This is a genomic window from Paenibacillus sp. FSL F4-0122 (genome assembly GCF_038002845.1).
In the GTDB taxonomy this organism is placed as follows: domain Bacteria; phylum Bacillota; class Bacilli; order Paenibacillales; family Paenibacillaceae; genus Paenibacillus_AQ; species Paenibacillus_AQ odorifer.
On the sequence record NZ_JBBODI010000001.1, the window covers coordinates 5,820,492 to 5,839,951 of the forward strand.

Here is a 19,460-nt window from a genome sequence, read left to right on the forward strand (position 1 = left end):
TTTAATCACTTCCTATCAAATAAAATGGATGGTTCCTACCTCAAATCTTGAATTACTTAATCTCAATTCCGGCGCTGGCATAACCTGTTACAGTATTTATCAAGCTTAGACCGGAAGCCGTCGAAGAGAACACTAACATTAAGCGATCGCCAGCCTGAACAGCCGTATTTATGCCTTTGACTGATCCGTCACTAGTAGATCCAATAGAAATTATTCCTGTCAAACTAGGCGCCAAGGATACTGCTGAACCAATAATAGGTGTAAAACTGTTGCTATTACTATCCGCTTTATATATTTCTGCTTGAACGTTTATGGTCGTGCCTATTAAAGAAAACGCTAAAGTTGGGCTGAAAAAAGCATATATTGAAGTGATCGTACCATTACGTGGAACGATAAACGCTTGGTTGTACGGATCTTTTGTAGGATCAGAACCATTACTTCTGGTTAAATCTATTTTTCCACCTACTATACTAGCTCCTGAGTACGAACTGCCAAATCCAAGCATCGCAACTGTACCTTTTAATCCCCCGACGATTGTTGTTACAGTAATTGGTGATCCGGAAGAGAATGGAATTATAGTTGATGCGCCAGATGCCCCGGTAGCTCCGGTTACCCCTTGAATTCCTTGTACTCCCGTAGCTCCGGTTGCGCCAGTTACTCCTTGAACTCCTATTGCACCTGTAGCTCCGGTAGTTCCAGTCACCCCTTGAACTCCTTGTGCGCCTGTATCACCAGTTACGCCTTGAATTCCCTGAACTCCTTGTGCCCCGGTAGCTCCGGTTTCACCTTTAGAGACAAGCAGGGTAAAGTCGTTATTTATATCAGAAGGTACTCCAGATGGGTTGTTTATAGTAACGATGTAGATACTTCCTAAATAAGTAACGACTTGTCCTGCATGATAGGAAGTCGCTGAATTGAACGGAGCAATGCTATCAAGACCAATGCCAGTTGCGCCAGTCGATCCGGGAGCACCGGTTATCCCTTGAATACCCTGTGCACCCGTTACGCCAGTTGACCCCATCGCTCCATTAGCACCCGTGGCACCTGTTGCCCCATTTGCTCCGGCTGCTCCAGTAGCCCCGACAGCACCAGTTGCTCCGGTTGCACCAGTAGCTCCAGTAGCCCCGACAGCACCAGTTGCTCCGGTTGCACCAGTAGCTCCAGTAGCCCCGACAGCACCAGTAGCTCCAGTTGCTCCGGTTGCACCAGTAGCTCCAGTAGCCCCGACAGCACCAGTAGCTCCAGTAGCTCCAGTTGCGCCAGTAGCCCCGACAGCTCCGGTTGCACCAGTCGCTCCATTAGCACCAGTAGCCCCGGTTGTGCCAGTAGCTCCAACAACCCCAATTGCCCCGACAGCTCCGGTTGCACCAGTCGCTCCGGTCGCTCCGGTCGCACCAGTGACACCTTGCGGTCCACTTGAACCAGATGCCCCATTTTGACCCGCTGGACCGGTAGCACCTGTGTCTCCTTTTTCCCCTTTCGAACTAGTCTGGCCTACAGCCCCTAATCCCAACACTTCAACGAAGGATGCCATTCCTCCATTATGAATAAGCGTCACCAAAGACCCCGCAGGAAACACGCCCTTGCCATTGTCCCCGAACAGAACAGATTTGCTATTGATTTCGAACTTCTCTGTCTGACCGCTGCTGCTTAAGAGTTCGATCGAATTTTTGGACATCGAGACGACAGAGCCATGGATAATCCGATCGGATACCTTGCTCGCAAATATTTCAGTCTTAGACAAGATAGCTGCAAACTCGGCGCGAGTAGCCGTCTGCTTAGGCTTGAAAGTATTATTAGGGAAGCCAGATATGACCTTGCGGTTAACTGCGGCATTAATGTAGCCTGCTGCCCAGTCCGATGCGTCTGATGCATCCGAGAAACCTATGTCGCTATCCCTAAACTCGATAGCTTCGGATTCTTTGCCTGCGGCACGAATAATTAGACGTGTTATCCACTCTCGACTTGCTTGCTCTTTTCCCCAGATGACGGTGTTGGGTCTCGCTTCCTCGCTTGGAATCACGAGGCCGATGTCAATCGCTTGCTGAATCCAAACAGTAGCCCAAGAATCTACGGTGAAGGGCAAGCTGCCGCTAGTAGCCTTAGGCTGCTCATATCCCATGAACCTGAGTACCATAACAACCGCTTCCTGATTCGTGACTGGTCGGTTAGGGCTAAAGTTTCCGGAACCGTCTCCTTCGATTACCCCAAGCGCGGAAGCTTTAGTGATATACTGATATGCCCATGAGGTAGAATCGACATCACTGTAAGCTGCTGCACTTGCCCGGGGTAGAATACTGCTATAAGCAGGGCTCAAGGGTGCAATCAACTGACTCATCAGAATAAATGCCATTGAGCTCTTGTAAGCTAACTGCTTGCCACTTTTCTTGCCACTTGCCTTCGTCCTCTTTAATCTTGCCATTACTAAATCCCCCTCAAATTTATAAAGTTATGTATTGCTTCAAATAATCGCGATTAACCATGACGCTCGGATAATCCGGTACATAGCCCCCAGCTATCTCATTGTGATAATGCGCTTGTTCGTATTGTCCTAAGCGATCGTAACAGACGCATAATTGCAAATGCGGCAGCCACGTCCATGCCGGAAGGTCTACTCTAGCGTTAGGCTCAGTCGGCTTTGGTACTTCCGTGGCTAGCTTGTACCAAAAAGCAGCATTCTCGAACCGTTGTTCGATTAGCTCATAAGACCCTAATTGACAACAGGCTTCGGCTCGGGGAGGCGACAAGGCAAAAGCTTGAAGTACTTTAAGCTTGGCTTCTTGAAAGAGACCTAATTGTGACAATGCATCTCCGGCACGCCGACTCGCAAGTAGCTTTTCCTCCAACCAGCCATTCGGCATGGCAATGAAGGCATCGTATTGCTCTATCGCTCGCTGCCATTGGCCGTGATCGTATAGCTCGTTGGCATAATAAAATAAATCCCGCGGAGTGAACCTCGTTTGCGCTTTCAACATCCCCTCATAGATGAGAAGATTACGCGAGGACTGCGTATGCTTTCGATCATGTGTTATGCCTAACTCGGCATAGAACACATTGCCTGCGACCTCAAGGTACTCATGAACGACTCCAATCCAACGGAATTCACAATTTCGTCTTAGAAGGCGATTACGTCTCAAGCTCGAAGTTACACTTCCGTCTTTGTCACGGTCGAGATAATAATGCATCGATACAGCATCGATATCCCATGGTAGATCGGATACGATGGACTGGAGAGCCTTTGCATCCTCTAACTGCAGATAATCGTCCGCATCCAACCACAGCAGGTACTCTTGAGTAGCGAGACTGAAGGCATAATTTCTTGCTTTGGAGAAATCGTTCACCCATTCGAAATCATAAACCTGTGCTCCATAAGATGCCGCGAGCTCTTTGGTTCCATCACTCGAACCTGTATCCACAATAATGATCTCATCGACAAGCTCCCTCACGCTGGATAAACAACGCCCTAAGGTGTACTCTTCGTTTTTTACGATCATGCATAGGCTGACAGTGACTTTCCTTGTGCCACTATACAAGGAAGAAGTTAAATCGAATCCCCACTTGCTTATGGCCATAGCACGATTTAAGATTAATCGGTTATTGTACCAATCAGGATCATTGGGATCTACTGAAGGAGGTTCATTCCGGAAGACTACGCATCCTTCGGCTATGTAAATATCCAGGTTCATAGATAACGTGCGATAACACAGATCGTCATCCTCGTAAGATTCGACCTCAAATCGCTCATCAAAGGACCCGATCTGCTCAAAGTAGCGACGGGGTATCATCATTAGTAAACTGACAAGTCTAGGAACCCGGGTCCAAGACATTGATTTCCCGATGGAAAGCATCGATGACGACTGATAGAGTTGCTCCATATTCTGATATACAATCGGAATCTGTTGAGCCCCGCTAACGTCATTCATCCTCGGACCCACGATTGCAGCATTCGGATGATGATCCAGACAGCCCGACAACTGTTCTAACCATCCCTCGTTAACCATAATCTGATCGCGGATGAATACAAGATGATCTCCCGAACATGACACCGCGCCCAGATTGAATGCTGCTGCAACCCCTTTGCTCCGGCTATGAATGACATGAACGCCGTATTCATACGCAAGGTAATTCGACACTTCGGCAGATTCGTTATCCGAGACGACAATCAGCTCATAGGACATGGACGTATATTTCTTAATCCGATCCAGACATTGTACGGTCAGGTTAAAGTGCTGAGCCAACAATATAATGCTAATATTCAATCGCTTTTCCTCCTATATTCGACATTTTCCCTAAATCTACCATTCTATTAGCGTTGCATTCAAGACAACCAAAGTTGCTATTAGCCAGTTTCACAAATAATGATAAGCTTAAAAAGACAGCCGGGTATGCAACTCTGCTCTATTAATGCAATAAATAATTTTTACAGAATGCAGGAAATTTCCACCTACTAATTCTGGCATGCAACGTATACCGTATTTGTTACGACTGGCAACGAAGGTATCGCTGTTTCCATATTCCAACAATATATATGTATAAAGAACATTTAAATAGTGTGGGTTGTCATCACTTTTGTCATATGACAATATGGTGTTTAATGGGTTTTACATGAAAAGATAGGGTCGTTAATCATTTATCTGTTCCTATTGAGATTCAACATTCGATCGTCTTACAGAAAAAAACTGCCTCTGAGGGCAGTTTTTTTCTTAATATATCGTTTTTGCGAACGGTGAGAATGAACCTCTAAAGCGCTCTTGTATCGGAAATTTACTCAACTTTTACTGAATAGATCCAACACACCTGATAATGATGAAAGAAATAGAGATTTCATATTTCATATTCGGATTGTATTTTTTCTCAGGAAACTCTCATAAAAAAAAGGGTATCCCAAACTGGGACACCCTCTGATTAGCTTATCGTCTCACCCTCCGAGCAAAATCCACAAACTGAAATTTATCCAGCCGGTGTCTAGACTCGGTATATTGGTAAAGCACCGTGTTCTCCAAATAAACATAGTTTCGTACTACTACAATATGCGTAAAATTCTTCAAATCGAGCAGTCTATGATCCTCCTCTGTGGAAGGTTCAACAGATATCAGCTTCTTCGCATAACTGATCTTAAGGCCCAATTCCAGCTCCAAATATTCATAGATTGAGCCCTCGGCGATTTCCGCACTCAGGAAGGAAACGATATCCGCACGAAAATAATCCTTATCCAAAATGATCCGTTCACCTTCAATCTCTCTGGCACGAACAACCTTCCAAACCAGAGTTTCAGGTGGAATCTGCAGATGTCTGGCGAGAGCGGAGCCTGCCGGCTCTTGTATCGTCCGCTCTACCAGTGTCCGCGAGGCAGTACCCAGTGTATCGGCCATCTCTTTAAATGAAATCAAACCGGTAACGGGGAAATCCATTCGGGTCATGTCAAGCACAAAGGAGCCTCTTCCCTTAATTTTGTGAATATATCCTTCTCGGAAAAGTAGATTCAGCGCTTTGCGCACGGTCTCTCGTGAAGTGGCGTAAGCTTCGGCGAGTTCACTTTCGGAAGGCAGCTTGGTTCCCGGCAGCAGTTGTCCAGAATGGATTTGGTTGCTGTATTCATTATAAATTTGCAAATATTTATTTTCTCTCAATTTTGATCACCGCCCTTTATTGTATCACGTCATGCCTTTGGAAGCATCGATTCAATTGGAGGGGAATTCATAGCGTTGAACATATAAATTCTTATATTTATAGAAAAACAGCCCCCAAGGGGCTGTCTTTCTATAGTATAAAGTCTTTGCCAATATAGCCTTTATCAACCCTTGAGATGAATAGTCAAGATGCTTGTTTGTTTGGCCGTAGCTGGTCCGGTCTTCTCTTCAATCTTCTCGACCATCTCTTGACCTGCAGGAATGATGATTGGAGTAATCACCGGGTAACCTGCTGCGCGGATAGCTTCCATATCAAATTCTAGTAGAAGCTCGCCTGCCTGCACCTTATCACCAATATTCTTCAGGCTGGTAAAACCGCTACCTTTAAGCGCCACCGTGTTAATTCCAACGTGGATTAATACCTGAACACCGCTGGCATGCTCCAGTATAAGCGCATGTTTGCTCTTAATCACATGAGCTACTGTAGCATCAAAGGGAGCATATACTTTCCCCTCAGAAGGTTCGATTGCAATTCCCTCACCCATTTGCTTTTCAGCAAAGGCAGGATCGGGTACCTGTTCTAGCGATACTGCAGTTCCACTAAGCGGGGAGACAAGCTCCAGAATATTAACTGATTCCTGTGACCCTTGAACTGAATGACGGCTGCTCAATTCCTCTGGTTCGCTCGTAGTACTAGAAGCCTCTGTAGCTGTGTTCTTTTCGGAACGACCCACTACAGAACGTCCGTACAATACTGTGGCGGCAAATGGCACAACGAGAACAATAACCATACCTATGAAGAATACGCCCCACTGGTTCGGGAAAATCGAAAGGAAACCGGGAATTCCCCCTACGCCAATGGATGAAGCGCGAACCTGGTTAACGGTAAGGAGCATACCGGCAATTGCTGAGCCGATCATCCCGAAGATGAAAGGGTAGCGATAGCGGATATTCACCCCAAAGATTGCCGGTTCGGTCACGCCGAGGAATGCAGAGACGGAAGACGTAGCCGCCAAACCTTTTGCCTTTTGTTCTCTAACAACGAACATCATCGCCAGTGCCGCAGCGCCTTGTGCAATATTGGAGAGCGCCAGCATCGGCCAGAGGAAGGTGCCTCCCTCACTGCCGATGAGCTGTACATCGACTGCCAGGAAAGTATGATGCATCCCAGTGATGACCAGAAGTGCATAGAATCCACCATAGATCAAACCACCAAGGAGCGCAAAATGATCAAATACATAGATCAAACCCGAGGTGATAGCATTGGCAATGGCGAACGTAACCGGTCCGATAATGGTGAAGGCCAGAAAACCTGTAACCAGCAGGGTCACTGGAGCAACGACCAGTAGTTTAATGGAATCAAGCACCCGACGGTTGAGGAACTTCTCCAGTCTAGCCAGAATATAGGCCGAAACCAGTACAGGCAATACTTGCCCCTGATAACCGATCTTCTCCAAATGCCAGCCGAACAAATTCCAGGTCGGAACGGTTCCCTCAGTTGAAGCACTTGCATAACTGTAGGCACTTAATAGATCCGGGTGTACGAGAATGAGACCTAGCACGATCCCGAGCAGAGGACTGCCCCCGAAACGTGTAACAGCTGCCCAACCGATAAGTGCTGGTAAAAAGGTGAAGGCTGTGCTGGCAATCGTGTTAATAATCGCAGCAATGTCTTTCCATGCAGGATAGACATCTACCAATGACTTACTATCAAAAAAGATACCAGGTCCGGTCAAAATATTATTAATCCCAAGCAGCAAACCTGCGGTTACGATGGCCGGAAGAATCGGAATAAAAATATCAGCCAGTGTTTTGATCGCCCGCTGCAGTGGATTCTGTTTCCGTGCTGCCGCTGATTTCACGTCATCCTTGGAAGAGCGGGCACCACCAGTGATCTGAATCATTTCATCGTATACTTTATCTACAGTTCCTGGTCCGATAACAATCTGGAACTGCCCCTGCGTAGAGAATTGTCCTTTTACGAGTTCGTTACGGTCCAGGGCTTCCGAATCCACCTTGTTCTCGTCATACAGCGAGAATCTCAGCCGGGTTACACAATGCGTCGCAACTTCAATATTCTCCTTGCCCCCAACCGCCCGTACAATATCTTCAACATTTTTGCGGTCTATAGCCATATCTTCACTCCTTACAAAATTGATGTGTGCTCCTTCTTAAGTACACCTCGTTAGCGGACTAACCACATGTAGGAAGCATAAGGACTGAGCTGAAGCTTTTGTGTTAATTTAGGTGCATCTGCTGTATTCCCAATCAGAAGCTCGTCCTTACCACTTGGCGACAATTCAGTCCAGTGATTATCTTCAAAGCGGAAAGAGATCTCTTTACTGCTGAAGTTCGAGACCACAACAAGTGTCTCTTCATCGCCTGTTCTGGCGTATGCGAATACTTCGGGATGACCTTCATCGAGTCTCTTGAAAATACCTTCTATAAATATTTCATATTCCTTGCGTAGTGCAATCAGTTTACGGTAATGGTGGAAGATGGAACCAGGATTTTCCAGCTCCTTCTGCACATTGATGTTTCGATACCGCTCATCTACCTTCAACCATGGAGTACCAGTGGTAAATCCGGCATTCCGGCTGTCATCCCACTGCATCGGCGTACGTGAATTGTCCCGCGAACGTTCTTGGAGAATGCTGAGAGCAACCTCCGGGCTTTTCCCCTGTTCACACAGAATGCGGTACATATTTAGTGACTCAATGTCGCGGAACTCATCGATGCTTTTCCATACCGGATTCGGCATACCGATTTCTTCTCCTTGATATACATAAGGTGTTCCCTGAAGGCCATGCAGAGTTGTCGCGAGCAGCTTGGCGCTTTCCACACGGTAAACCCTATCATCAGTGAATCTGGAAAGGGCACGTGGTTGATCATGATTGTTAAAAAATAGTGCGTTCCAGCCTCCGCCTTTCTGCATTCCAGTCTGCCACTGCGAGAACAACCGTTTCATTGCCTCGAAATCATAAGGCATCAGTTCCCACTTCTGTCCATTCGGATAGTCGACTTTTAAATGATGAAAATTGAAGGTCATGGAAAATTCCCGCTCTTCGGGACTTGAGTACCGGATACAATGCTCCAGTGTAGTTGAGGACATCTCTCCTACAGTCACCATCTCAAACGGACCAAACACCTCTTTATACATTGCTTTGATGTATTCATGGACCTGTGGACCGTCAGTATAGAATTTACGTCCATCCCCCGGTGGAACACTCCCGTCATCGTTAGGGAAGCGCTGATCTTTGGAGATTAAATTAATTACATCCATGCGGAAGCCGTCGACACCCTTTTTAGCCCAGAATAACATCATATCATTCACTGCTCTACGTACCTTCTCATTCTCCCAATTCAGATCCGCCTGGGTTTTATCGAAGAGAGTAAGATAATATTGTCCCGAAGTTTCGTCGAACTGCCAGGCAGGACCCCCGAACTTCGACTGCCAGTTGTTGGGTAAGCCCCCGTCCGGAGCCGGATCCTTCCAGATATAGTAATCACGGTAAGGGTTGTTCCTGCTTGAAATGGACTGTTTGAACCACTCATGTTCAGTCGAAGTATGGTTAACCACGATATCGATCATTAGCTTCATTTCGCGTCTATGCAATTCCTGTACTAGCTCGTCAAAATCCTCCATCGTACCGAAATCCGGGTTGATATTTTCATAATCTGCTACATCGTAACCGTTATCATGTTGCGGCGAAACATAAACCGGCTGTAACCAGACAATATCGATTCCAAGCTTCTGCAAATAATCTAATTTCTCAATAAGTCCTTTAATATCTCCTGTTCCGTTGCCTGTAGTGTCCTTAAAGCTCTTCGGGTACACCTGATACACCGTGGAGCGGCGCCACCATTCCGAATACTGGGACTGACTCAAGTTGAACACCTCCAAAAAGAATTCTTTATTTCAACCATTAAACCTGTATATACAAGTTCAAACACTTCACACAGTTTAAACCTGTATATACAGGTTGTCAACACTATTACTATCGAAGGAGTGGCATGAGTAAAAACTAGATTATTTATAACGTTGTTTTAGAATGCGATTCATCGAAAAAAGGATTAACGACAGGTGGATATAAAATTAACCCCTTTAATAATTGATTATTACCCTAATAATTGATCCGTAATAACAAAAAAAGCCGCTTACTCGGCAGCTTTTTAGATACGAAGATATGTAGATAAAAAAACAAACAGGATACCTTTTACTAATACAAGTTAGGTACCCTGTTTCTATTCAAAGTGTCTATTCAAATTAAGTTTATTTAAGCTCCTGTAGGAGACTCTGACCAAATTGGGGCATGGTCACAACAAAGTTATCAGCAACTGTTGCTCCAATATCCGAAAAAGTCTTCGATATAGGCAGCTCCCCTTGTCGATTGAAACTCTTACTGTAGAGGAGTAAAGGAACATATTCACGGGTGTGATCCGTACCCGCATGAATGGGATCATTCCCATGGTCTGCCGTAATTATTAGAAGATCGTCTTCACATAGCTCCTTTAGAACTTCATGTAATCGATCGTCAAATTCTTCTAGCGCTTTCCCATACCCGATCGGATCTCTACGATGGCCATAAAGTGCATCAAAATCAACAAGATTCAAGAAACTAAGTCCTGTAAAATCAGTATGAAGGGTCTCCAAAAGTTTATCCATGCCATCCATGTTAGACACTGTACGCAAAGACTTGGTGACACCCTCCCCATCGTATATATCTGAGATCTTGCCAATCGCTAGTACATCGAACCCGGCATCCTTGAGCTCATTCATCACGGTTCTTCCATAAGGCTTCAAGGCATAATCATGACGGTTCGATGTTCTTTTGAAATTTCCGGGCTGCCCGAGGAATGGTCTAGCAATCACTCTGCCTAGCATGTACTTCTCACGTAAAGTAATCTCTCTGGTAATCCCGCAGATTTGATACAGTTCTTCTAAAGGAATAACCTCTTCATGAGCCGCAATCTGAATCACGGAATCTGCTGAAGTATAGACAATGAGTGCACCTGTGTTCATATGCTCTTGTCCAAGCTCATCGAGAATAGCTGTGCCACTAGCGGGTTTATTCCCAATCACCTTTCGTCCTGTTCTTTCTTCTAATTCATTAATTAATTCATAAGGAAATCCTTCAGGAAACACTTTGAAAGGAACGTCAATTCGTAGGCCCATGATTTCCCAGTGACCTGTCATCGTATCCTTTCCATTAGAAGCTTCCTGCATTTTGGTCCAATAAGCTAAAGGGCGCTCTACTTTGGGAACTCCGGGTATTGGGTCAATATGACTTAACCCTAGCTTGGATAACGCAGGAACATGTAGCCCATTCATTTTTTCTGCAATATGCCGTAATGTATGTGATCCTGCATCCCCAAACTTTTCAGCATCTGGAGCTTCACCAATGCCTACAGAATCCATAACGATGACGAAAATCCGCTTAAACCGGGGTGTTTGTTTCATGTTAATACTCCTTGCTTCAACTAGAATATGATACCGATAATCAAAGCTGATAAAACGCTTACAAGTGTGGCGCCAAATAACAGCTTTAATCCAAATCGTGCGACGATATTCCCTTGCTTTTCATTCAATCCCTTCACTGCACCCACAATGGTACCAATCGACCCAAAGTTAGCAAATGAGATTAGAAAAACGGAGACAATGGCTGTAGTACGGCCACTTAAACCTTCTTGAATCTTAACAAAGTCAAGCATAGCAACGAATTCATTCGCAACAAGCTTTGTCGCCATAATACTACCGGCCTCAACAGCTTCATGCCATGGCACACCGATAAGAAAGGCGATGGGTGCAAAGACGTAGCCTAACACTCCTTGGAACGAGATTCCGAATATGCCACTGAAGACCCCGTTAATCAAAGCAATGATTCCCACAAAACCAACTAACATTACCCCAACTACTATGGCTACTTTAAAGCCATCCATAATATATTCGCCCAGCATTTCAAAAAACGTTTGTTTTTCTTCTACCTGAACTTCAACAATATCTTCTTCAGGTGTAACTTCATACGGATTAATGATGGATGAAATGATAAATCCGCCAAATAGGTTTAATATCAATGCAGCTACTACATACCGAGGTTCTAGCATCGTCATATAGGAACCAACGATTGACATGGAAACCGTAGACATTGCAGACGCACATAATGTATACAAGCGATGTTTCGGCAATAGTCCAAGTTGGTTTTTCACTGAAATAAACACTTCATTTTGTCCGACAATTGCGGCTGCAACTGCATTATAAGATTCCAATTTACCCATGCCATTTATTTTACTCAGTACCAGTCCAATATACTTTATAATGAATGGCAGTATTTTGTAATGTTGCAAAATCCCTATCAATGCTGACATAAAAACAATGGGCATCAAAACATAAAGGAAAAATGTATGCGCCCCTTCATTTGCAATCCCGCCAAACACAAAGTCAGTACCTTCATTGGCGTATCCAAGTAATTTTGCAAAACTATCAGCAAACCCTTTAATCAAAAGTTCTCCAATGCTCGTTTTTAGGATAATTAATCCCAAACCTATCTGAATAGCAATCATTACAATGATTGGACGATATTTAATCTTTTTCTTATTGTTACTTCCTAGCCATGCCAGTAATAGAACAATAACCAGACCAGCAATAGAAATTAGATAATGCATTTTTAGCCCTCCAAATTATCGGTTAATTTTCTTGGAATCCTCATATCGGAATGCATCTTTCCACATTAACCCTTGTTCCAAAATAATCGCTAACAGGCTTCCGCATATTAATCCATTATTTAAAATGGCTATCACGATCGGAGATAAATGGGCCGTAGCTGATGCAGGAATAAACATTAAACCTACACCCACTAAAAGGGAAAGCCCACTGACAATAAATGTTCGCTCTTCATGAATAACCTTTTTCAATTCCTTTAGCGCTAGTCCGACCATCTTCACAAAAATGACGAAGGTAACAGAATAGCCTATGGGAGCTGGAATCGCAGATATGAAATTCATCATAGGCGGAAACAAGGATATTGAGATCACTAAGCTGCAGCCTATTAAAAATGATCTGCGCTCCCTCATCCCTGTTTGCTCAACATATCCCGCCGCTCCCGAAATAGGGACTGAGCCGATCGCTCCTAAACCACCACTAATAAGATGCGTAATTCCAGAAGTAAACCCGGCGCGCAAATAACGACGATGATCCCCTTGCTTGGGTTTCATAACGGTCTCCATCAAACGGATGGATGCCACTGCATTGGTTATTAATAATAGGGTTAGTAAAAATGCAGTAGTAATTGTCCCGGCATCGAATCGGGGTTTTCCAAATGGGAATATTTCCGGCAGCTTAAATAGAGTATCCGCACGAGAAACCGCCGGCATACTACCGCAGATTATAAATAATAGGCAGCCTATCACTATACTGAAAATTATTGAAAACTGGCTGAGTAATACAAAGCGGCTGTTGCCTAACCAAAAGGTAATGCAGACCACAATCACACTAAGGATGAATACTTTAACATCTAACATGGTGTGGGATATGGTAATCCCCATCATCCCTTTCATAAAAGATCCGCTTAATTGAAAGATCAATAAAAGTAAATAAATAAAGGTGATGGTTGGAGTAAATAAACGAGCGATTTTATCCATTAGCTTAAATGCTGAAATTAGGATAAACAACACTCCGCTAATGATCATCGCTCCACTTAAAGCCTGTAAAGCTCCGTTGTTAGAGGAATAGAGTCCCCCCACTAAACTCGCGTAAATGGTAAAAATGCTCCACCATAACCCTGCCGGACCTTCATGAATAGGGAATTTATGACCCATCAGGCCTTGTGAAAATCCAGCTATTGCTAAAGTAATCATGGTGCTCTGAATAAGTCCGGAAGTCTCTATGGGTGTTAAGTTATATAAATCTGCGATAGCAATGGGTGCAGCAATTGCACCAGCGATCATAAAAATCATCCACTGCAATCCTGACAGTATTACCTTCATTTCTTTCTCACTCTCTTTTCTAACAACACTACACTCTTATCAATAAATCAGCCTTCAATGACTGTGTTAAGAGCTACTTCGACCATTTCATAAAAGGATTGTTCACTTTCTTTATGAGTTAGGTGTTCCTGTCTTAACAATTGACTGCCGACGGTCAAAATCGATAAAGCTTTTACACCATATTTAGCGGCTAAAGTGTATAGGGCGGTACTTTCCATTTCTACAGCTAATACACCGAAATCCATAAACTTGTGAAGCCGATCTAAATTTTCACGATAAAATTCATCAGAATTATAGATGTTACCAACAAACACATTGGCATTTTTAGCTTGTACTTGTTGATATGCTTTCATTAGCAATGAGAAATCTGCCGTTGGTGCAAAATTACAGCCATGAAAGATCTTTTCCGTCATATTACTGTCTGAAGATACTGCTTGGGCTAATATAATATCGCGGATATTGATTTCTTCCTGCATCGCGCCACATGTACCAATGCGAATCAATTTCTTAACTTCATAATCGACGATCAATTCTGTCGCGTAGATACTCATCGATGGATTTCCCATCCCTGTCCCCTGAACCGACACAGGCACACCCTTGTATAATCCAGTGTATCCATACATCCCTCTTACTTCGTTATAACAATAAGCCTCCTCTAAAAAGTGCTCTGCCACAAACTTTGCACGCAAGGGATCTCCTGGGAGCAAAACGAGCTCTGCTATTTCACCCTTATTTGCACCTAAATGCCTACTCATAGTTCTTCCTCCAACTTTTAATAGTAAACTGAGGTTTACCGAAATCGCTTTCCACTTGCCGTCAAGTAAAATCAGTTTCGAAACTAGATTGAGCATAAGGTTTTTTAACATTACAAACTAGACCAAAAACTTACGGAGCTTACGGAAAATAATTGGTCAAATTATAAAAGTAGTTCTTTACGAATGTTGTCTAAATCTCTTTTAGAGGGGATTGTGGAAATAATAACAACAGGCACTGTCGTTAATGCAACCGGGATATTACTAATGACAAGATCGATATTATTTTGCTGCATGATCTCGTCGGTCAGGCCTTTCATTATGGAAGTATTAAGGATCAACTGATCCCCAATTTCTTTTTTTATCAAATCTGCTATGTAATGACGAATTGAAAATTCTTCCCCGATCACTAAAAAAGCCCTCTTACTTTTGTAACGTAAACTCGAGCGGACAATTAAGGTTAGCTTTGTTAAATGAAAGTGATTAAACAAAACAGAAGGGTAAGTTTTATTCCACGTTTGCATACAGGTTTGCAATTCTTGATAAATCTGCTGGCACTCCTTTTGAACATATGTTGTTAAATGACTTGTTGAAATCATCATCCACTCAGGAATGGCATTTTCGATTAATAGCTTGTCAAAGAACCCGTAAATCTCCAAAATAAACCGTTCTTGCATATGCAAGTTCGGGTATACCTTTGCTAATAACATTAGAAGCAGATTCCCCATTTGATATTCTTCTTTATCCTTATGTAATTCTACTTCTTTCATCGGAGTGATCTCTGACCCTTCATAATAATGATATTGGCTGAGACTAACCATGGATTGCATAAAGAATATTTCACTGTTTGGAAATTTAAGGGACAGCTTGTCCTCAAGACGTTTTGCAATAGTTTTCACTGGAAAATAAAACATCCCCTTTTCCCAAGGGTAAGCATTTTCGTCGATTTTCACACATTTTCCTTTAGCCACTCTTTCTATAACAATGGCCAACAAAAACGATAATCTCCTTTTGGAATTGATAAAATATACAATGTTATTCTCATTTTCTATATTTGTGATTAACTGATTAATATAAGCAAAATCAACATTCGCAAAGGGCCAGCCTGTAAACTCATACGCATCACAATATAACTTCCAATAAAAATATCGAATATTCATTTCATTCCCTTTGATCATGGGGGTAGAAAAACTAATGCGTAGCTTATAAGCTTTTAGATCATCATTATTTAATTGCACAATCAATTTCTTCAAAGACGAGGTACTCATAAACATGGCTTCGGAGAGCTCCTCCACAGACAGTCGACCCACATTCGTAAACAAAAAATCCATCAACCGATAAAAGATGGTTTGTCTGAACATAGAAGAAATCACTTCACTAATCGTACTTCGCCCATCACGTTGAAGAACTATTCCCTTTCCTCTAGAAACCTCAATGGTTACAGTAGATGGTAATTGCTTGCTGATTTCCTCCACCATCTTCCGGATGGTCTTATCAGAGATCCCTAAACTTTTTTCAATTTCCGCTAAGGTAAACCATCTATGTTCCGTATCAAGCAGCGTTAATAGTTGACTAGCTAAATTAAATCCCTTATCCATTTTTCTACACCCACTTCAATTTCGTTTTAATTTTTATAGTATAAACAAATTCGCAACCATAACCCTATTATTTTTCAATAAAAAAACCCGGGTTTTATTTACCCGAGTTTCACATCACATTATATTTGTGTTTTTTCTTCAATAGGGCTAATTGCTTTCAGCTGCATCGTTATGACGGCTGCAATAACGGCTTTGATGATGTCTCCCGGAAGAAAGGCCAACGCTCCGACAAGACCAGCCCAGATCGAAGTATTGGTTATCAATGCCATGACAGGGGCACCAATCAGACTCACTAGTAATACACCGAAGATTATGTTGATAGCTACCAGCTTCCAAGTTCGAACCTTCGGCCAGATTTTTTCGGAATACCAGCCAATAAGGCCGGCCGCAATTGGAAAGCTAAATATGTATCCTGCAGAAGGTCCAACTAGCACCGAGATTCCGCCGCGACCGCCGGTCAGTACAGGCAGCCCAATGGCTACTAGTATGATGAAAATAATTAGACTGAGAGCGCCCATCCGTTTCCCCAGAAAACATCCAGCCAACATGACGCCAAGTGTCTGGGCAGTGATCGGAACGGGGATGAAGCCGAGTGGGATGGGCGGTATCATCCCCAACACCGCGATAAGTGCTGCGAATAATGCAGCATAAATAAGTTCTTTTGTCTTCAAAAAAATGACCTCCATTGGATATCAATGATTGTATTCTGGTTAGTAAATACGTCCAGTAAGCTGAATTATAATGGAGATATTCTTTATTGTAAACCATAAATTATTATATGGTTTACAATATAATAAAATACCATGCTTGAGTTTTTCCTATTGTTATATAGAATTAGAGTATTCAGTCGCAATCGTTGGATGTTAATCTATTCAATGGGTTTTGGTCGGAGAGTTATACTTTTGGAGGTTTAAGTTCATGACAGTAAAAGAACATATTCTTGCCTTACTCGACAGTAATAAGGGTGAATATTTTTCCGGCGAGGAAATAGCCGTTCAGTTATCCGTGACGCGCAGCGCGGTCTGGAAAGCCATAAAATCTTTACAGACAGACGGTTATTCCATACAAGCTGTAACCAATAAAGGATATTCCATGTCACCACAAACGGATATCTTATCAGCCAGTGCAATTTCAAAGTACCTGGATACTCGGGGGCAAAAGTTACGAGTTGAAGTCTTTAAGACCATATCTTCCACGAATGAAGCCGTAAAAAACCTTGCCTCAAATGGAGAAGCTGAAGGTAAGGTGATTCTTTCGGAAGAACAAACAGCTGGTCGCGGGCGAATGGGCCGGAAGTTCTTTTCTCCACCTGGAACGGGTATCTATATGAGCATCCTGCTGCGTCCCAAGCTGTCCGCAACAGACTCAGCTTTATTGACCACTTGCGCCGCAGTAGCTGTAGCCCTTTCTATCGAGAGCGTATCCAGTAAAGAAACGCAGATTAAATGGGTAAATGACGTTTTCATGGAAGGGAAAAAAGTGTGCGGGATTCTTACCGAAGCATCCGTGTCACTGGAAAACGGCTGGCTTGATTATGCTGTTCTCGGCATCGGTATCAATGTAGTCCTCCCTTCCGAAGGCTTTCCCACTGATCTTACCGAGATTGCAACAACTGTAATCTCCGAAAACAATCCTTATGGTGATCTCCGCAACCGTCTCGTTGCAGAAGTACTAAACAATTTCATGAGATATTATGAGCATTTAACGGACAGATTGTTTCTTTCCGAATACAAAAAAAGGTTAATTTCACTTGGAGAACCTGTGACCGTGATAAAGGATAATGAACAACGTAAAGCAACAGCCATTGATATCGATGACGATTGCCATCTGAAAGTCAGATATGAGAATGGTGACGAGGAGTATCTTTCAAGTGGAGAAGTCAGCATTAAAATTTAACTGGAGCTTCGCCTCCAAAGCAGCTATGTGCTGCCTCATGGCAGGCTGCGTCATCATACGAGCCAAAAAAACCTTGCTGATCCAAGGTTTTTTTAGATGTACTTAAAGTATCAACTTAAAGCTTAGGATTTTACTGTACTAAAGTATCTAAATCAGGCTGCAATTTGTTCCGCAGAACATACAGCATGATGGCCCCCACAAGGAACGCAACAGCATCCGAAATGACGAGCGACCAGACTACTCCGTGGAAACCGTTCATTCGATTAGCGATATACAATACTGGAATCAGAGTAATACCTTGAATAATTGACATAATAAAGGCGGCGGTTCCTTGTGCTGTCGCTTGGAAGATACCTGTAAACAACGCGGTCGTTCCTGAAATGAACAGGGATAAGAACGTTACATGAAGAATGTAGCTGCCTAGTTCAATTAATTGAGGGTCATTCGTAAATAAACCGATTAAGTGGTCTGAAATCAGATATACAATAATGCCGAACACGGCTGCTAATGCCACAGTCACTTTGATTGTAAAAGTAATGGTGTGCTTCATGCGTAATTTGTTAGCTGTAAAAGAGAAGGCAATCAGCGGCACGACTCCCTCACATAAGCCCATCAGGATAACCTCTGGAAATTGTAATAAACGTGATGAAATCCCGAAGGCCGCAATGGCCTGCTCCCCATATTCGACCAGAAAACGGTTAAAGATGAGTGACATTGCACCCATGAAGAGACTCATAACAAAGACTGGAACTCCAATTTTAAATACATTGCTGAGAATGTCTTTGGAAGCTTTGAACCATTTTACGGAGATGGTTAAGAATTGGCTCTTATATCCCATGTGGAAGGCATAGAATGCACTAGCAACCAAGTTAGAAATGACTGTAGCAGATGCAACCCCGATCACGTCCCAATGGAAGACGAAAATGACTAGCGCATCGAGAATAATATTCACAACAACACTGAGAAGCATACCGATCATCGAAGTGATTGCTGCCCCCTCCGAGCGCACGATATTCTCCAGCGTGAAGAATAGAACGACGAAAGGTGAACCAATAAGCATAATCGTGACATAGTCCTTCGTGAATCCGAAGGAGTCAGGCGTCGCTCCCAAGCCATGAACGATTGAATCGATCAATGGGATGCCGGCAGCCATCAAAATAAGACCGAGAACTAAACTGCTGTAAAAGGCGAATGAAGACACATGTTTTACATCATCATATTTTTTCTCTCCCAGCAAACGGGAGATAAATGCACTGCTACCGATGCCAATCAAGTTACCAAGCGCCATTATGGCGGCAAATAACGGTAAAGTTAGTGCGAGTGCGGTTAACATCGCAGTATTGCCCAGTGTACCAAGGAAATAGGCGTTCAAAATGGAGTATATGACACTCATCGACATGCCTAGCATCATCGGTACTGCGAAGTGAGCTACGGCTTTTGCGACAGGTGCTTTTTCAAAGTAATGGAGGTTTTCTGCATCCATAGGGTTCACCACTATCTTTCTTTATTTTGTTTTTTGAAATTACTTAGAATTCTAACTATCGGTCCAATATGAACCGTGACGCAGCAACAAGCAAACCTGTACCCTAACGTCGAGTTCT

General features: G+C 43.3%; 13 protein-coding genes. 1 reads left to right on the forward strand and 12 read right to left on the reverse strand.

Annotated features, from left to right (window positions below; all coding sequences use genetic code 11):
• Positions 1–52: 52 nt before the first annotated feature.
• From MHH49_RS25460 to MHH49_RS25510, 11 genes are all read right to left on the reverse strand, one after another.
• On the reverse strand, positions 53–2,422 hold the full coding sequence (locus MHH49_RS25460; protein ID WP_341138603.1) for an exosporium glycoprotein BclB-related protein: 2,370 nt from the start codon (positions 2,420–2,422) through the stop codon (positions 53–55).
• A 19-nt stretch (positions 2,423–2,441) separates the two neighbouring features.
• Positions 2,442–4,259, reverse strand: a complete 1,818-nt coding sequence (locus MHH49_RS25465; protein WP_341138604.1) for a glycosyltransferase — start codon at positions 4,257–4,259, stop codon at positions 2,442–2,444.
• 651 nt (positions 4,260–4,910) lie between these two features.
• Positions 4,911–5,630 (reverse strand): trehalose operon repressor, encoded by a 720-nt coding sequence (gene treR, locus MHH49_RS25470; protein ID WP_038571269.1) that lies wholly within the window; start codon positions 5,628–5,630, stop codon positions 4,911–4,913.
• A 164-nt stretch (positions 5,631–5,794) separates the two neighbouring features.
• Complete coding sequence (gene treP / locus MHH49_RS25475) at positions 5,795–7,765, reverse strand: PTS system trehalose-specific EIIBC component (RefSeq protein WP_036677132.1); 1,971 nt, start codon at positions 7,763–7,765, stop codon at positions 5,795–5,797.
• A gap of 50 nt (positions 7,766–7,815) precedes the next feature.
• A complete protein-coding gene (gene treC / locus MHH49_RS25480; protein WP_076099166.1) occupies positions 7,816–9,519 on the reverse strand; it encodes an alpha,alpha-phosphotrehalase in 1,704 nt (567 codons plus the stop codon).
• A gap of 384 nt (positions 9,520–9,903) precedes the next feature.
• Positions 9,904–11,091, reverse strand: a complete 1,188-nt coding sequence (deoB, locus tag MHH49_RS25485; RefSeq protein WP_341138605.1) for a phosphopentomutase — start codon at positions 11,089–11,091, stop codon at positions 9,904–9,906.
• Between the two features lie 20 nt (positions 11,092–11,111).
• A complete protein-coding gene (locus MHH49_RS25490) occupies positions 11,112–12,293 on the reverse strand; it encodes a NupC/NupG family nucleoside CNT transporter (RefSeq protein WP_341138606.1) in 1,182 nt (393 codons plus the stop codon).
• A 15-nt stretch (positions 12,294–12,308) separates the two neighbouring features.
• The gene (locus tag MHH49_RS25495; RefSeq protein WP_076274534.1) at positions 12,309–13,613 is read right to left on the reverse strand and encodes a purine/pyrimidine permease; all 1,305 of its coding nucleotides are present in this window, start codon (positions 13,611–13,613) and stop codon (positions 12,309–12,311) included.
• Between the two features lie 47 nt (positions 13,614–13,660).
• Positions 13,661–14,368, reverse strand: coding sequence for a purine-nucleoside phosphorylase (gene deoD, locus MHH49_RS25500; RefSeq protein ID WP_341138607.1), 708 nt, complete (start codon positions 14,366–14,368; stop codon positions 13,661–13,663).
• 161 nt (positions 14,369–14,529) lie between these two features.
• On the reverse strand, positions 14,530–15,963 hold the full coding sequence (locus MHH49_RS25505) for a helix-turn-helix domain-containing protein (protein ID WP_341138608.1): 1,434 nt from the start codon (positions 15,961–15,963) through the stop codon (positions 14,530–14,532).
• Positions 15,964–16,082: 119 nt separating this feature from the next.
• Positions 16,083–16,634: a biotin transporter BioY gene (locus MHH49_RS25510; protein WP_036677150.1), complete on the reverse strand. Its 552-nt coding sequence runs from the start codon at positions 16,632–16,634 to the stop codon at positions 16,083–16,085.
• Between the two features lie 247 nt (positions 16,635–16,881).
• Here MHH49_RS25510 and MHH49_RS25515 point away from each other — a divergent pair, with 247 nt between their 5' ends.
• Complete coding sequence (locus MHH49_RS25515; RefSeq protein ID WP_038571255.1) at positions 16,882–17,859, forward strand: biotin--[acetyl-CoA-carboxylase] ligase; 978 nt, start codon at positions 16,882–16,884, stop codon at positions 17,857–17,859.
• A 130-nt stretch (positions 17,860–17,989) separates the two neighbouring features.
• On the opposite strand, the gene MHH49_RS25520 is transcribed toward MHH49_RS25515, so the two are convergent.
• A complete protein-coding gene (locus tag MHH49_RS25520; protein WP_038571252.1) occupies positions 17,990–19,342 on the reverse strand; it encodes an MATE family efflux transporter in 1,353 nt (450 codons plus the stop codon).
• Between the last annotated feature and the right edge of the window lie 118 nt (positions 19,343–19,460).

Excerpts from the sequence above, each read along its gene's own strand:
- MHH49_RS25520 (WP_038571252.1), bottom strand. The coding sequence starts at position 19,342 with ATGGATGCAGAAAACCTCCATTACTTTGAAAAAGCACCTGTCGCAAAA.
- MHH49_RS25515 (WP_038571255.1), top strand. The coding sequence starts at position 16,882 with ATGACAGTAAAAGAACATATTCTTGCCTTACTCGACAGTAATAAGGGT.
- MHH49_RS25505 (WP_341138608.1), bottom strand. The coding sequence starts at position 15,963 with ATGGATAAGGGATTTAATTTAGCTAGTCAACTATTAACGCTGCTTGAT.
- MHH49_RS25490 (WP_341138606.1), bottom strand. The coding sequence starts at position 12,293 with ATGCATTATCTAATTTCTATTGCTGGTCTGGTTATTGTTCTATTACTG.
- treP (WP_036677132.1), bottom strand. The coding sequence starts at position 7,765 with ATGGCTATAGACCGCAAAAATGTTGAAGATATTGTACGGGCGGTTGGG.
- deoB (WP_341138605.1), bottom strand. The coding sequence starts at position 11,091 with ATGAAACAAACACCCCGGTTTAAGCGGATTTTCGTCATCGTTATGGAT.
- MHH49_RS25460 (WP_341138603.1), bottom strand. The coding sequence starts at position 2,422 with ATGGCAAGATTAAAGAGGACGAAGGCAAGTGGCAAGAAAAGTGGCAAG.
- MHH49_RS25495 (WP_076274534.1), bottom strand. The coding sequence starts at position 13,613 with ATGAAGGTAATACTGTCAGGATTGCAGTGGATGATTTTTATGATCGCT.
- deoD (WP_341138607.1), bottom strand. The coding sequence starts at position 14,368 with ATGAGTAGGCATTTAGGTGCAAATAAGGGTGAAATAGCAGAGCTCGTT.